General features: G+C 61.1%; 9 protein-coding genes and 2 pseudogenes. 4 read left to right on the forward strand and 7 right to left on the reverse strand.

What is annotated here, in order from left to right; all coding sequences use genetic code 11:
- Positions 1–11 precede the first annotated feature (11 nt).
- Genes QRN31_RS24105 through QRN31_RS24115 form a run of 3 tightly spaced genes read right to left on the reverse strand, consistent with a single transcriptional unit; the run spans position 12 to position 3,876 of the window.
- Positions 12–806: an SDR family NAD(P)-dependent oxidoreductase gene (locus tag QRN31_RS24105; protein WP_019578593.1), complete on the reverse strand. Its 795-nt coding sequence runs from the start codon at positions 804–806 to the stop codon at positions 12–14.
- 26 nt (positions 807–832) lie between these two features.
- A complete protein-coding gene (locus tag QRN31_RS24110; RefSeq protein ID WP_285434988.1) occupies positions 833–2,323 on the reverse strand; it encodes an aldehyde dehydrogenase family protein in 1,491 nt (496 codons plus the stop codon).
- Positions 2,324–2,334: 11 nt separating this feature from the next.
- Entirely contained in the window at positions 2,335–3,876 is a 1,542-nt protein-coding gene (locus tag QRN31_RS24115; protein WP_285434990.1) for an acetolactate synthase large subunit, read from the reverse strand.
- A gap of 248 nt (positions 3,877–4,124) precedes the next feature.
- On the opposite strand from QRN31_RS24115, the gene QRN31_RS24120 reads away from it, so the two are divergent.
- Positions 4,125–4,883, forward strand: a complete 759-nt coding sequence (locus QRN31_RS24120) for an IclR family transcriptional regulator (RefSeq protein WP_285434991.1) — start codon at positions 4,125–4,127, stop codon at positions 4,881–4,883.
- A 49-nt stretch (positions 4,884–4,932) separates the two neighbouring features.
- Here QRN31_RS24120 and QRN31_RS24125 read toward each other — a convergent pair whose 3' ends face one another.
- From QRN31_RS24125 to QRN31_RS24140, 4 genes are all read right to left on the reverse strand, one after another.
- Entirely contained in the window at positions 4,933–6,258 is a 1,326-nt protein-coding gene (locus QRN31_RS24125) for an alginate export family protein (RefSeq protein WP_285434992.1), read from the reverse strand.
- Between the two features lie 91 nt (positions 6,259–6,349).
- The gene (locus tag QRN31_RS24130) at positions 6,350–7,699 is read right to left on the reverse strand and encodes an aminotransferase class III-fold pyridoxal phosphate-dependent enzyme (protein WP_285434993.1); all 1,350 of its coding nucleotides are present in this window, start codon (positions 7,697–7,699) and stop codon (positions 6,350–6,352) included.
- A gap of 2 nt (positions 7,700–7,701) precedes the next feature.
- On the reverse strand, positions 7,702–9,132 hold the full coding sequence (locus QRN31_RS24135) for an aldehyde dehydrogenase family protein (protein ID WP_285434994.1): 1,431 nt from the start codon (positions 9,130–9,132) through the stop codon (positions 7,702–7,704).
- Between the two features lie 89 nt (positions 9,133–9,221).
- Positions 9,222–10,670, reverse strand: a complete 1,449-nt coding sequence (locus tag QRN31_RS24140) for an APC family permease (protein WP_285434996.1) — start codon at positions 10,668–10,670, stop codon at positions 9,222–9,224.
- Between the two features lie 345 nt (positions 10,671–11,015).
- Here QRN31_RS24140 and QRN31_RS31680 point away from each other — a divergent pair.
- The 3 genes and pseudogenes from QRN31_RS31680 to QRN31_RS24150 all read left to right on the forward strand — a co-directional run.
- Positions 11,016–12,209, forward strand: a pseudogene (locus QRN31_RS31680) (PDC sensor domain-containing protein); the annotation flags it as partial.
- 318 nt (positions 12,210–12,527) lie between these two features.
- Positions 12,528–13,067, forward strand: a pseudogene (locus QRN31_RS31685) (methyl-accepting chemotaxis protein); the annotation flags it as partial.
- A gap of 98 nt (positions 13,068–13,165) precedes the next feature.
- A complete protein-coding gene (locus QRN31_RS24150; protein WP_285434998.1) occupies positions 13,166–14,671 on the forward strand; it encodes an MFS transporter in 1,506 nt (501 codons plus the stop codon).
- The last annotated feature ends 1 nt before the right edge of the window (position 14,672 follow it).

Below are 14,672 nucleotides of genomic sequence, written 5' to 3' on the forward strand. Positions count from 1 at the left end.
GCTGGTGCTCCTCAGATGTAGATACCGCGGGTCAAACCGCCGTCGATGCCGATGGATTCTCCAGTCACCGCGCCTGCCTTTGGCGAAGCCAGGAAACCAATCAGCCAGCCCATTTCAATCGGTGCCAGGGTGCGGCGAATCGGCGTCGCGTCGATGTAGGCCTGCTCAACCTGTTCCGAGGTCTTGCCTTGCTTGACCGCTTCGCGCTCGTACAGCTCCTGGATGTGCGGGGTGTCGACCACACCGGGGTGAATCAGGTTGACCGTGATGCCCGAAGGGCCCAACTGGTCGGAGAGGGTTTTGGTCATGTGGGCGATCGCCAGGTTGCGCATCCCCGAGAGGACTTTGCTGCTGCGCCCGGTGAGACCGCCGATGTTGATGATGCGACCGAAGCCGCCCGCCTTCATATGCGGGGTCACGGCCTTGGCGCAACGGAAGTAGCCGATCACCTTGGTGTTGAGGTCCGACAGCAGCTCGTCATCGCCGGCATGTTCGATGTCATTGCGCACCACCCCGGACGGCGCTGCGGCACCGTTGACCAGGATGTCGATGCGGCCGAAGTGTTTGTGCGCGGCTTCGACCATGTCCGACACGGCCGACATCTGATTGGTGTCACAGTACAGCGGCAGCACTTCGTTGCCGGTCTGAGCCGTGATCTCTTCGGCAGCCTGTTGGAGAAACTCCATGCGGCGTGCGCAGATCACCACCTTGCAGCCCTCTTCGGACAGAAAACGTGCGACTTCCTTGCCGATACCCATACCGCCGCCGGTGACGATGGCCACGCGACCTTTCAATTCCAGATCCATAGCATTTCCTCTTGTGATTATTCAGTTCAGGCCAGATCGACGAAGACGCTCTTGGTCTCGGTGTAGGCATCGATCACGTTTTTACCCATTTCCCGGCCCCAGCCGGATTGCTTGTAGCCGCCGAACGGCGAAGCCGCGTCGACCACGTTCCAGCAATTGATCCAGACCGAGCCTGCCTTGAGCTGCGCCGCCACGCGGTGCGCCGAGCGCAGGTCGCGGGTCCACAGGCCTGCCGCGAGGCCATAAGGCGAATCGTTGGCGCGCAGCACCAGGTCGTCGATTTCGGTCCAGCTCATGACGGTCAGCACCGGACCGAAGATCTCTTCGCGGGCGACGCAGGCACGCTCGGCGCGATCAAGGAACACGCTGGGCGCAATGAAGTGACCGCGTTCCAGGTGGTCGGGACGACCGCCACCGCAGATCAGTTCGGCGCCCTCCTCCTGGCCGCGTTGCAGGTAGCCTTTGACCGTGTTCAATTGGCGACCCGATACGAGTGGGCCCATGCTGGTGGCCGGGTCCAAACCATTGCCGAGCACGTGGGCGGTGGCATGTCGCTCAAGTTCTTCGAGCACCTGATCGAGCACACTGGCGTGTACGTATAAACGTGAAGCAGCCGTGCACACCTGGCCCTGATTGTAGAAGATGCCGTCGGCGGCCCCCTTGGCAGCGCGCACGATATCGGCGTCCGGCAAGATGATGTTCGGCGACTTGCCGCCCAGTTCCAGCGAGACCTTTTTCATGTTGCTGGTGGCCGCCTGAGCGATCAGCCGACCGACATGGGTCGAGCCGGTGAAGGCGATCTTGTCCACGTCAGGGTGCTGAGCCAGCGGCCCGCCCGTTTCAGCGCCAAGGCCGGTGATCAGGTTGACCACTCCCGCTGGAAACCCGGCGGCTTCGATCAACTGCACCAGTCGAATGGCGACCAGCGGCGTTTGCTCGGCGGGCTTGAGCACCGCGACACAGCCTGTCGCCAACGCCGGGCCAAGCTTCCACACGCACATGTTCAACGGGAAGTTCCACGGTACGATCAGCGCGCACACACCCACCGGTTCACGCAAGGTGTAGTTGAGCATCGGCGCACCGCTGGCCGGCGATACAGGCAGCGTGCTGCCTTCGATCTTGGTCGGCCAGCCAGCGAAGTAGCGAATAATGGTCGCCGCGCTGGCCGCCTCCCCTCGAGCGGCTGAGATGGGTTTGCCGTTCTCCAGCGTGATCAACTGCGCCAGCTCCTCGCGGTGCTGATCCAGCAGGTCCGCCAGCCGGAACAGCAGCAGGCCACGCTGGGCGGGAGACTGCAGTGCCCAGGCGCCGTTGAACGCGACGCGGGCTGCCGCAACGGCCGCATCCACATCGCGCGCGTCGCCTTGGGCCACTTCCGTCAGGGTCTCTTCAGTCGCCGGGTTTTCCACGGCAAACCGTCGACCAGCGGCGGCGTCCTGCCAACTGCCACCGATAAACAGGCGTCCGGGCTGAGACAAAAAATTTTGCACAGCGGGTAGCACTTCAAACTGATTCATCATCGACTCCTTCACAACGCCATTTCGATCAGGCAAGGACCGCTGTCGGCATTGGCATTGGCCAGCGCCTGTTGCAGTTCGGCATTGGTGTGCACCGTGCAGGCCGGAACGCCGTAACCCTTGGCCAGAGCCTTCCAGTCAATTCGTGGGCTATCGAGCACCGTCAGGCGCAGGGCTTCAGGCCCCATTTCAGTCATGCCGAAGCGGCGCAGTTCGTTCTGCAAAATGGCATAGCGATGGTTGGCGGCAATCAGGATGACCACCGGTAACTGCTCGCGAGCGATGCTCCACAGGGTTTGAATGGTGTACTGGGCACTGCCGTCGGATTGCAGGCAGAACACGCGATTGCCCCGCTCCGCCAGTGCGGCACCGAACCCCACCGGAATGCCCTGGCCAATCGCGCCACCGGTATTGGTCAACACCCGGTGCCGCGCGGCACCCGCGGAGGCGGTGAAAAATGGATAGCCGCAGGTGCCGCCTTCCACAGAAACGATGCAGTCGTGCGGCAACGATGCGGCCAACACCTGGCCGATGGACTGAGGGGTGAGCTCGGCATGACCGGGCGGCAGTTCAATGCCCAACGGCGTCGGCACGTAAGCCGGCGCATTGAGGGCATCGGCCAGCGCTGTCAGCGCGCCGGCTACATCGTCGCCGACGTCGGCCAACGCCAGCAGACGCTCGCGCTCGGCGAGGCGCGACGGAATGCCTTCGTAGCCGAAATAACTGATGGGCTCCGGCACTCCGGCACACACGACCTGGTCGTACTGCTCAAGGATTTCAATGGCCACTTCCGGGAAATACGGCAGGCGATCCAGGTTCGGCAAACCACCGCCACGGTAGCTGAGCCGTGGAAAGGTCTCGGCAAACATGCGCACGCCCGGCAGTTGGGCCAGACGCCCCGCTGCTTCCAGACCGGCGACCGACAACCCCTCATCGCCGACGATAAACACCAGGCGTTGCCCATCGCGCAGTGCCTGCGCCACCGTCTCGACCCGGTCACCGGCAAAGCGGCGAACCGGCGCCCGCATCGGGGCGAACACACCGTTGTGCGTCACTGCACTGGCTTGCAGGTCCATGGGCAGAATCAGGCTGGCGATCTGTCCTTTGGCCTGCCAGGCCGCCCGTACTGCTTCCTGCAAATCTTCGCCAATACCCGACGCCGTGCGCGAGGTGCGCACCCAACCGGAAACAGTCCCGGCCAAGGCCTGGATGTCACTGGCCAGCGGCGGATCGTAGTTGACATGCCAGGACGCGTGATCGCCGATCACGTTGACGATGGGGGTATTGGCACGACGCGCGTTGTGCAGGTTGGCGATGCCGTTGGCAAACCCTGGGCCCAAGTGCGTCAGGGTCATCGCTGGCTTGCCGGCAATCCGGCCATACCCATCCGCCGCCCCCGTGCACACCCCTTCGAACAACGACAACACCGGCTTCAGTGCTGGTGCGCTGGCCATGGCCGCCACCAATGGAATTTCGGTGGTTCCGGGGTTGGCGAAGCAGTATTCGATACCGCTTGCCGCTGCCGCATTCACTATCAGTTGCGCACCATTCATTTTCAGCCCTCTTGCTTGAGCATTTGCAGTGGTGAGATTTATCGCACGGCAAAACTCAATTAACAAGCATTTAAATCACATTAATCTCATTAAATGAGATTTACGCGATTTAAATCGACCAAGAAAGGCTTCCGAGATTGCGTTTTTCTCTCACTGAGGTAGTGTTGCGCCAGCGCTTGGCGTTCTTGCGGGATGCCTGGTCTACGCCGGGACGAAGCACGCGCCCTCCCCCCGTCTTTAGGAACAAAATGAGCAGCCTGAGCAAATTGCTGAGTGTCCTGGACCTGTTCGGTCCACAGACATTGAAGATCGACCCCGACACCATTGCCGAGCGCATGGGCCTGTCACGCGCGACCGTGTACCGCTACGTCAAGGATTTGTGCGACGCCGGCCTGCTGACCCGCGTGGATGCCGGCAACTACGGCCTGGGGCCGCGTGTCATCGAACTGGACTGGATGATGCGTCAGTACGACCCGATCCTCATTGCCGGACGAGAGTTGATGCACGAGCTGTCCGCGCAAACCGGCCTGGCCGTGTTTGCGAGCGTTTTTTATGACGGTCGCATCATCAACACCTACATCGCCGAACCCACCGACACCTACCACTTCGCGTTCGGGCGCGGGCAACCCCTGCCGTTTTTTCGCGGCGCGCAATCCAAGGTATTGATCGCCTTTCAGAAAGGTCGCCGCTTGCAGCGCTTGTTCGAAGAACATATGGCCAACGACCCAGACAGTCCTTATGACTGGGCAGAATTCTCCAAAGCCGCGAAAAAAATCCGCAAGGACGGTTACTGCCTCACCCACGATGAACTCAACCTGGGCCTGACCGGCATCGCCGCCCCCATCATCCAGGCAGACATCGACGAAGTGGTCGGCAGCCTGTCCGCTGTCGGCAGCACTCAAAGCTTCAAGCTGCTGCGTCAGGAAACCGTGATCGAAATGGTCATGGACACCACTCGGCGCATTGCCGAAAACATGCGTAATCAGTCGAACACCACCGCGCCCTAACCTATGGATAAGCCGCCGGTCCCTTACCGTGGACCCGGCGGATGTGTGGTCAGAACGGAACGGCCACCGACAATTGACTGTACACGTTGGTGCCATTGCCGCTCACTTGATTGCCTCCCGTGGTTGAGTCCTGATCGGGTTTGTAGAGGCCAATCAGCGGGGTAACGATCAAGTGCGGGTTAACTGCCCACTCGGCGTAGACATCCAGTTCGCGGGCATTGAGGTTCAGCGCATTGCTTTTACGCACCGTGTCGAAATCGAAATACAGCGCGCCCAAGGTCAGGTTCTCCAGCGGCGCGGCCTTCAATCCAACGTGCTGAATGCTGGTGTTGCTGTTGAACGGCCCGGCGTAGTTGCCGGCGACTTCCCCCTGAAACCAGGTGCCGTAGCCCATGCTCAAGCCAGTGAACAGCGGATCCCATTTCTGTGAATAGCGGGTATAGCGATAGGTCACCTTGGGCGCCCAGGCGGTATCGGCGAAGGTGTAGCCCGCTTCGCCATACCAGGCTTTCTCAGGCCCTGCGTCCTTGTCCTGCCAAGCGTATTCGAACGCCAGGCTGACGTTCTTGATGCCCGCATCGCCTTCACCTCGAACGCTGTAGACGTTCATGCCTTTGCGCTGGCGTTGAAGGTCGCTGGCCCATTGATCGTTCACGTCAATGCCATGTATCCAGGTCAATCCGATCGTACCCGGCTGGGTGGTGTAATCCAGGGTACCGGCGGCCAATTCGGTTTCGGCCTGGACACGGTTGTCGGATTTAAGCCACAGCAGACTGCCGTGCAGGCCGTCTTGGCCACCCAGGCGCAAAAGCGCGGTTTGATCGAACGCATGCCGTGCCGCCAGGTAATAAGCGCCCCCACGGTTCATCGTGCCATTGGCCGGGCCCTTGCCCAGGTTCAGTCCGTCATCGTTGATCAGGAACCCTCGGCCCAGCTTGACCACCTGGCGCCCACCGGAAATATCGACCCCATCCTTGCCCAATGCAGGAAACAGGTCACCGGAGCGCCAGCCCAGGTAGGCGTCTTCGATCTTTGTTGTGCGCTCGGTCCCCAGTGAATTGCCGCCTGGGTCGCCGTCGCCCCACGTGGCGGAGCTGACCAGCGCGAAAGCCCCATACGCGGTGCCATTACCTGCCAAGGCCTGGTCGCCGCTCAATCCGTACTTGATGAAACCTTCGCGCCAGGTAGACCCTCCCGACGTGCCGTCGTAGTTCTTGCGACTGTTGAACTGGCCGAACACGGCCGTCATGTCTGCGTTGAGGTGACGGCTCTCATCACTGTACAACTCATAGGCCAGGGCCTGATTGCTGGCGCAAAGCGCCAATGTGCACATAAGCGTGCTACCGAACACTGGACGACGTGATGGATACCGCATGGCTCAAACTCCTTGTGATGCGCCTTTAAAAAGCTGTCTCAGGTATGGGCGTGACACCGGTGCAGACGGGCTGCACCGGTGTCGCGAGGGACTAGCGGCAGGTGACAAGTGCCGCTTCAAGCGCAGAGACAATCAGGCCAGCCTCGTCCGACGTCAGGGTCAACGGCGGCGAGAGAATGATCTTGTTGCCTATCGGTCGTACCAGCACGCCGGCGCGCCGCACTTCGTCAGCGATGCGCAACGGTTGGCCGCCTGCAGGGTCGAGCGGTTGGCGCGTGGCTTTGTCGGCGACCAGGTCCACGGCAATCATCAAGCCCTTGCCGCGCACCTCGCCCACGATGTCGAAACGTTCGGTCAACGGTTGGAGATGCTCAAGCAATTGCGCGCCGACCCTGGCAGCGTTGCCCGGCAGATCTTCGGCTTCGACAATATCGAGTACCGCCAGGGCGGCCGCACACGCGGTCGGGTGCCCGCTGTAGGTGTAGCCGTGCATGATCATGCTGCTGAAGCCAGGGCCGTTCTCGATCCCATCGACAATACGTTGGTTGAACAGCGTGGCACCCATCGGGATATAACCGGCAGTGATGCCTTTGGCCAGACACAGGATGTCCGGCGCAACGCCCCAGCCGCGACTGCCGAGCATGCAGCCCGAGCGGCCGAAGCCGGTGACCACTTCGTCGGCGATCAACAGGATGCCGTGGCGATCACACACCTCACGCAGGCGCGGCCAGTAGTCGGCTGGCGGTACGATCACCCCGCCGGCGCCTTGCACTGGTTCGGCGATCAATGCCGCAATGGTCTGCGCACCCAGCAACGCGATCTGATCCTCCAGCTGACGAATACAGTGCGCGGTCAGCGCTTCGGGGTCGCGGCAATCCCAGGGATTGCGATACAACCAGGGCGTGTCGAGCAAATGGCAGCCCGCCAACAGTTGGCCGTGGTTGTAGTGGTAAACCCCATTCCCTCCCACCGATGTGCCGCCCATGTGCACACCGTGATAACCGTTACGCAGAGACAGGAAACGCGTACGCCCCGGATCGCCGCTGGCGATCCAGTATTGGCGCGCCATTTTCAGCGCGGTCTCCACCGCATCGGAGCCGCCGGAGCTGAACAGCACCCGCGTCATTCGCTCCTGGGCGAACATGGCGGTCAACCGTTCGGCCAGATCAAACACCCGAGGGTGGGCAATGCCGTCGAAGGTCTGGTAATACGCCAGCTCGTCCAATTGCGCGGCGATGGCGGCCTTGACGCTGGCGCGGTTGTGCCCAATGTTGACGTTCCATAGACCGCCCACACCATCAAGCATGCGATGGCCGTCGATGTCGGTGATGTAGTTGCCGTCACCACGGGCGATGATCAAGGTTTTTGAGCGATGCGCCGAGGTGCTGGAGCTCATGGGGTGCCAGAATTTCTTCTCGGCCGTCTTGTATTTTTCGTACATGGTCATGCTCCTTGTTCAGCATCACGTTTACGGACAAACAGCAGTTGCTGGCCAGTGAACTCCAGCAGCCCCTCAAGGCCGAACTCGACGCCGAACCCGGACATCTTGCTGCCGCCAAACGGCGTGTTCGGCTGGATCTGTGCGTGGCAGTTGACCCAGGCAACGCCGCTCTCCAGACGGCTGGCCAATGCCTGGGCCTGCTCGACATCCGGCCCCCAGACCGATCCGCCCAGCCCCATGTCGCTGGCATTGGCGCGTCGCAGCACATCCTCGACATCGCGGTACGCGATCAACGGCAACACGGGACCAAACTGTTCTTCGTCGACCAGGCGCTGGCCATCTGTCACGTCCGCGACCAGGGTCGGCGGGTAAAAGAAGCCGGGGCGATCCAGACGCGCGCCGCCGCACAGCACGCGTGCGCCTTGTGCCCGCGCGTCAGCAACCAGCGCGTCGACAAGCTCCAATTGCTCAAGGTTTTGCACCGGACCAAAGGTGACGCCAGCTTCCAGGCCATCGCCCACCACTTGGCGCGTCGCAATCAGGGTCAGCGCATCAGCAAAGGCCTGGTACTGCGATTCGTGGATATACAGACGCTTGAGGGCCGCGCAGGTCTGGCCCATGTTGAGAAACGCTGCCTGGAAAATCTCCTCGACCACGGCCTCAATCGGCGTACCTGGTAAAACGATTGCCGCGTCGTTACCGCCCAGCTCCAGGGTCAGGCGCTTGAGGTTGGTGGCGGCGCCGCGCATCACGCTTTGTCCGGTGGCGGTCGAGCCGGTAAATACAATCTTCTGAATGCCCGGGTGCGAAGTGATTGCGCTGCCGAAACCGTGCTCGCCCGTCAGGCAATTGATCACGCCATGCGGCACATGGCGGGCAATGATTTCCACCAGGCGCAAGGTGCTCAGCGGAGTCAGGCTCGACGGTTTGCTGATCACACAGTTGCCGGCTCGCAGCGCCGGCATGATGTGCCAGACGGCGATCATGAACGGCCAGTTCCACGGGGTGATAGACGCCACCACACCCAAAGGCTTGCGATGCAACTCGATCCGTTGAGTCGGGGTGTCTTCCACCAGCTCGACGGCAATTTCCTGCCCGGCCGCATAGCGGGTCCAGGCAGCGGAGCCCATGACTTCAGAGAACGCCAACTCCAAGGGTTTGCCTTGTTCTTGCACAATCAGACGGGCCAGTGTCTCGGCCTCCCGCTCAATATCCGCCGCGACCGCCAACAGGCGCTCGCAACGGTCTGCGTGAGTGCTGTGGCGCCAGCTTTTGAATGCCGCCTGAGCAGCGTCAACCGCTTGGTCGAGTTGCGCCAGCGAGCCGGCGGGACATTGGGCGAATGCAGCACCGGTGGCCGGGTTGATCACGTCGAACCGGCCCTGTTCACCGGCGACCTGAACCCCATTGATGAGCATCTTGTAGTTGTGCATTTGAAACCTTCCTTTCACACGCTGACGCGCCATGCCAAGCGATGGCAGGCTTGAGTTATCTGGTTAGTCGAGCTGTAACGAGTGCGGCCTTAAAGCTTGTGGCTGCCCAAGGCGAGAAACCGTTGCGGGGAGATCTTGCGCAATCTCGCGGCAAGAAAGACGCCAATGATCAGGGCCATGGGAATGATGGCGCAGAGTCCGTAGGACAACAGCTGGCTAGCCCCGGTCAGCACGTCGAAATGCACCACCGCCAGTACCAGTACGAGCACTAACGCCAGGGAGGAAAAAACCGGCAGGATGCGCCCGCGCCAGATTCCGACGTTCAGTTCGGGATGACGGTGAAAGTAGACACAGACCGCTACCGAAGTCAGCGCCATCAGTAAAATGACGCAAAGGGTGGCGAGGTTGGAGAACCAGGCGAACAGTTGCAGGATCGGGTCCGCATCCAATGCAGCAAAAATCAGCACCACCACGGCGGCAATCAGGCTCTGCAATGCCGAGCCCATATGCGGGCTCTGATGCACGCGGTGCGTGGTGCCCAACAGACTGTGCAACAGGCCGTCACGACCGATGGCGTAAAAATAACGCGCCGCGGCGTTATGAAAGGCCAGCAGGCCGGCATAGATACTGACCATGAACAGCACGCGAATGATCTGGGTCAGGTGCGGCCCGACAAAGTGATCGGACATGCCGTAGATAAATGTCGTGGGATCCTGCAAGGCCTGCAGCATCGGCACGATCTTGTCCGCGCCTACACCCACCACCATCGACCACACCGACAACGCATAGAACCCGCCGATCAGCAGCACCGAGCTGTAGGTGGCAATCGGAATGGTACGTTTAGGGTTGATGGCTTCTTCACCGTAAATGGTGGTGGCCTCAAAGCCGATGAATGCCGCGAAGCAAAACAGCAGGCCGATGGACGGGGTACCGCCGAGCACGTGGGCGCGGTCGAACGCATCAAGGTTGATGCCGCTGTCGCCGCCGGATTTGAGGATGGCAAAATCCAGGATCAGAATCGCCAGGTACTCGGCGATCACCACCACCGACAGCACCCGCGCCGACAGGTCAATCTTGCGATAGCCCAGAATCGCAATGCTCGCCATCGCCATCAGCGAGTAGGACCACCACGGCAACACCAGGCCGAATACGCTTTCCATGGTGCCGCTGACGACCCCACCGAACATGCCATACAAACCGACCTGAAGAATGTTATAGGCAAACATCGCCAACACCCCGGCCGCGCCGCCTGCCAGGCCACCCAGACCCCGTGAAGTGAACGCATAAAAGCCGCCCGCATTGGTCAGGTGCCGGGACATGGTGGTGTAGCCCACCGAGAACGCGAGCAGCACCAGTAACGCCAGGATCAGCAATGCCGGGGTACCGGCACCGTTACCCAACATGATGCCAATCGGGAAGCCACCGGCGATCACACTTAACGGGCTCGCCGCCGACACCACGAAGAAGATGATGAAGCCGACACCCAGGGCGCCACGCTTGAGCTCCGTGGAGCTATTGACCGAGATAGATACACTCATGCTTGTTGACCTTATTGTATGAGGCAGTCGCTGTTGGGGTGGCCCGATCGAATTCCATCGGCACCGATTAGCGTTTTGTTTTAGTTGCGCGCTGAGTTCGATCCTATGCCCGCCCCTGAACCGCTCGCTATCCCAAATCGGTAGCATCCGAGGCGCCGCCCCAAAACAGGTCGATGCGGCACTGCCAACCCCATAGCCATTGCCGATTTGGGATAACCGCTTGGCCGCCCCTCCCCGCATGCTAGCGTCACCCGCTCTATACCCAGATGCCGGCACCGATAATAAAAAGCGAGGGCCTGCACCTCAGCCCATCGCAGCCAAAGCCCTCTGCAGGAAACCTCAGTCATGCGCTTAGCTCACCTAACCATTCAATGGCGGATCACACTCCTGAGCGGACTGTGCCTGCTGGCTGTCGTCGGCGCGCTGGTAGGCGCCTCGGTGTACCAGAATCAACAAAGCGCAAAATTTCTGAAGGCGCAGAGCAGTCAGTTGCTCGGGCAGGCCGCCGTGGACCGATTGCAAGCCCAGGCCGCTGCCCATGGCCAACAGGTCGAACGCTTTTTCAACGAAACGGCGCTGTATGGCGAAGGGTTCGCGCAACAGGTTTTGCAACTGCGTGATCAAACGCTCAATGGACGGCTCACGCCTGGGCAATTGCGTGAAGCGCTGGTCAGCGTGACCCGTCAGACACTGCTCAAACGCGAAAAAGTGCTCGGCCTGTACGTCATCCTTCTGCCTGATGCGTTGGCGGGCGCAGACGCCGATTTCGTCGGGCAGCGTGCACTGGCGGGCAACGAAAAAGGCCGCTTTGCGCTGTATTGGTCACAGAGCCAGCCGGGACAATTGGTCCAGGACGTGCTCACCGAGGCGCAAATCTTCACCGACACTGCGCCGCCCGGCAGTGAACCGACAAACGTCTGGTACACCTGCCCTCAAGCGCAACGGCGTACGTGTGTGGTGGAGCCCTACACCAGTGAGGTGGAAGGAAAAAAAGTCCTGATGAGCAGCGTCTCCATCCCTCTGATCGCCAACGGCAAGGTCCTCGGCGTGGTTGGCATGGACATTGGCCTCGACACGCTGCAAAAGCTGGCTGCCGACCTCGGCCAGGACCTGTATCAAGGCAACAGCCAAGTAGCCATTGTGTCGCCCACCGGCCAGGTGGCGGGACGCAGCGGCGAAGTCTCGGGAAACACCCTCGATATACGCCAGGCGCTGCAAACCGTGGCCGGCAATCCACTCTGGCAACTGGAGATCAAGGTTCCCCAAGCCCTGGTGCAGGCACCCGCTCAGCAAATGCAAAGCGAACTGGACGACAAAAGCCGCGAGGCCAACTGGCTCAACCTTGGCCTGGGCGTACTGGCGAGCAGCCTGGGCATGTTGCTGATCTGGCTGGCCGCCTACGGGGTGACACGCCCGCTGCTGAAGGTAGCGAGTCTGCTCGATGCCATCGTCGAAGGCGATGGAGACCTCACCCAACGCCTGCCCGTGGGGCGACACGATGAATTGGGCCAGTTGGCCAATGGGTTCAACCGTTTCCTGGACAAGTTGCAGCCGATTATTCGCGACATTCAAGCCGCCTCCCTCGATACCCGCAACAGCGCCAATACGTCGTCGGGAATTGCCCGGGAAGTCAGCGCGGGGATGCAGCGCCAGTACCGCGAGGTGGAGTTGGCCGCGACCGCGCTGCACGAAATGAGCGCCAGCGCCCAGGAAGTGGCGCGTCACTCCCACGGCGCCGCCGACGCCGCGACAGCTGCCGAAAACGCGAGCCGATCAGGTCAAGCGGTGTTCTCCACCACCGAGCGCAGCATCGAAAGCCTCGATCAGCGTCTGGACACCACCCTCAAGCAAGTGCATGCCCTCGCCGATAGCAGCAACCAGATTGGCCAGGTGCTGGACGTCATCAGCACCATCGCGCAGCAGACCAACTTGTTGGCATTGAATGCGGCCATCGAAGCGGCCAGAGCGGGCGAACAGGGGCGCGGCTTCGCGGTGGTGGCCGATGAAGTCAGGCACCTGGCCAGCAACACCCAGAGTTCGGTCGAACAGGTCCGCACGGTAATAGAGATGCTGCAGCACTTGAGCCAGGAGGTGGTGCACAGCACCCAACTGAGCCGCGAACAAGCCAGCAGCAGCGTGATTCAGGTGCAACAGACCCGTACAGCGCTGGAGAATATTTCCCAGGCCGTGGATGTGATCGAACAGATGAACCAGCAGATTGCGAGCGCGGCCCTGGAGCAAAGCACGGTCGTGGAAGATATCAGCCATCGTGTCAGTGACATTCGCGGCATCAGCGAAACACTGACCAAGCGGATGAGCGATGCCTCAAGGGCCAGTGACTCGCTCCATGAAATGGCCAACCATCAACAACAGCTTGTAGGTCACTTCCGTGTGTAATCGGACACCGCCGGCTATCTGACAACTGCCTGCCGGTGCTGAAATCTTGAATGGATTGCAGTTGCCGGCTTCCTGCCATCCATTCTCGAGCCCCGCCCATGATTCCCCCGCGACGCTGGCTGATCCTGGCCGTTATTTCCAGCGCATTGCTGCTGATCGTCATTGATATGACGGTGCTGTACACCGCGCTGCCGACACTCACCCGTGAGCTCAATGCCTCGTCTTCGCAAAAGCTCTGGATCATCAACATCTATGCATTGATCGCTGCCGGGTTGCTGCTGGGCATGGGCACACTCGGTGACCGCCTCGGGCACAAACGCCTGTTTATCGGCGGACTGGGTGTGTTTGGCCTGTTCTCCTTGATCGCGGCCTTCTCGCCATCTGCCAGTGTATTGATCGGTGCCCGTGGCTTTCTGGCCGTCGGCGCGGCGATGATGATGCCGGCTACATTGGCCATCGTGCGGGTGACGTTTACCGACGAGCGCGAACAAGCCATGGCGTTTGGCATCTGGGCATCAGTTGCCTCAGGGGGTGCCGCGTTCGGCCCGGTGGTGGGCGGCCTGTTGCTGGAGCATTTCTGGTGGGGTTCGGTGTTTCTGATCAACGTGCCCATTGTGCTGGTGGCGTTGGCCCTTGGCGCGGTGTTGATTCCGAATCACCCGGGGGATGCGCAAAGACGATGGGATGGGTTGGGCTCGCTGCAAGTCATGATCGGGTTGATCAGCCTGGCGTATGCCGTCAAGGAACTCGGTAAACGGGCGCCCTCCTTCGATGGAATGCTGGTGGCTGTCGTCCTGGGTGCGCTATGCCTGACGCTGTTCATTCGACGCCAACGTCGTGCCGCACAGCCGATGCTCGATCTCGCGCTGTTCACAACACCGGGCTTCAGAAATGCCGTCATTTCAGCGGTCGTGTCGGCCGCTGCGCTGATCGGCATGGAGCTGGTGTTCAGCCAACGCCTGCAACTGGTACTCGGCATGTCACCGCTGGAGGCAGCACTGTTCATCCTCCCGCTGCCACTGGGTTCCTTTATCGCAGGTCCGCTTGCCGGCTACTACCTGCCGCGACTGGGCAACCAGCGGATGCTGTTCTGGACGTTGCTGCTTTCGTCGGTGGCGATGCTGGCCTATCTGTTGCTGTACAACGCGGCGGTGTCCCTGCAAATCGCCAGCCTTGCGCTGTTGGGCCTGACGATTGGCGCGGCCCTGACCGCCTCGTCCAGCACCATCATGCTCAGCGTGCCCGCCGATAAAGCCGGCATGGCCGCTTCCATCGAGGAAGTGTCCTTTGAACTGGGCGGTGCTGTGGGTGTAACCCTTGCGGGCAGCCTGTTATCGGCGATTTATGAGTATTCAACGGGCTTGGTGATTCCGTCGTGGCTGACCCGAAACCCCACGGCATTCGAGAGTCTCGACGACGCGCTGGTCGTCGCCGAGACGTTGTCACCCGAAGGCAGCGCGATGCTGACCGCTTTCGCCCGTGCGGCGTTCGATGCAGGCTTTGTTGCCGTGCTGGCAGTGTCGGCAGTCCTGCTGTTGATCGCATCGCTGCTGGTCATGCTGAGCAAACAAGCGCAACCGCGCGAGGTCACAGATCGTCCTTGAT

Source organism: Pseudomonas sp. fls2-241-R2A-110 (genome assembly GCF_030209165.1).
Taxonomy (GTDB): domain Bacteria; phylum Pseudomonadota; class Gammaproteobacteria; order Pseudomonadales; family Pseudomonadaceae; genus Aquipseudomonas.

Bases quoted from the DNA above. Each gene is read 5' to 3' on its own strand.
- QRN31_RS24120 (WP_285434991.1), top strand. From the start codon at position 4,125: ATGAGCAGCCTGAGCAAATTGCTGAGTGTCCTGGACCTGTTCGGTCCA.
- QRN31_RS24150 (WP_285434998.1), top strand. From the start codon at position 13,166: ATGATTCCCCCGCGACGCTGGCTGATCCTGGCCGTTATTTCCAGCGCA.
- QRN31_RS24125 (WP_285434992.1), bottom strand. From the start codon at position 6,258: ATGCGGTATCCATCACGTCGTCCAGTGTTCGGTAGCACGCTTATGTGC.
- QRN31_RS24130 (WP_285434993.1), bottom strand. From the start codon at position 7,699: ATGTACGAAAAATACAAGACGGCCGAGAAGAAATTCTGGCACCCCATG.
- QRN31_RS24115 (WP_285434990.1), bottom strand. From the start codon at position 3,876: ATGAATGGTGCGCAACTGATAGTGAATGCGGCAGCGGCAAGCGGTATC.
- QRN31_RS24135 (WP_285434994.1), bottom strand. From the start codon at position 9,132: ATGCACAACTACAAGATGCTCATCAATGGGGTTCAGGTCGCCGGTGAA.
- QRN31_RS24110 (WP_285434988.1), bottom strand. From the start codon at position 2,323: ATGAATCAGTTTGAAGTGCTACCCGCTGTGCAAAATTTTTTGTCTCAG.
- QRN31_RS24140 (WP_285434996.1), bottom strand. From the start codon at position 10,670: ATGAGTGTATCTATCTCGGTCAATAGCTCCACGGAGCTCAAGCGTGGC.
- QRN31_RS24105 (WP_019578593.1), bottom strand. From the start codon at position 806: ATGGATCTGGAATTGAAAGGTCGCGTGGCCATCGTCACCGGCGGCGGT.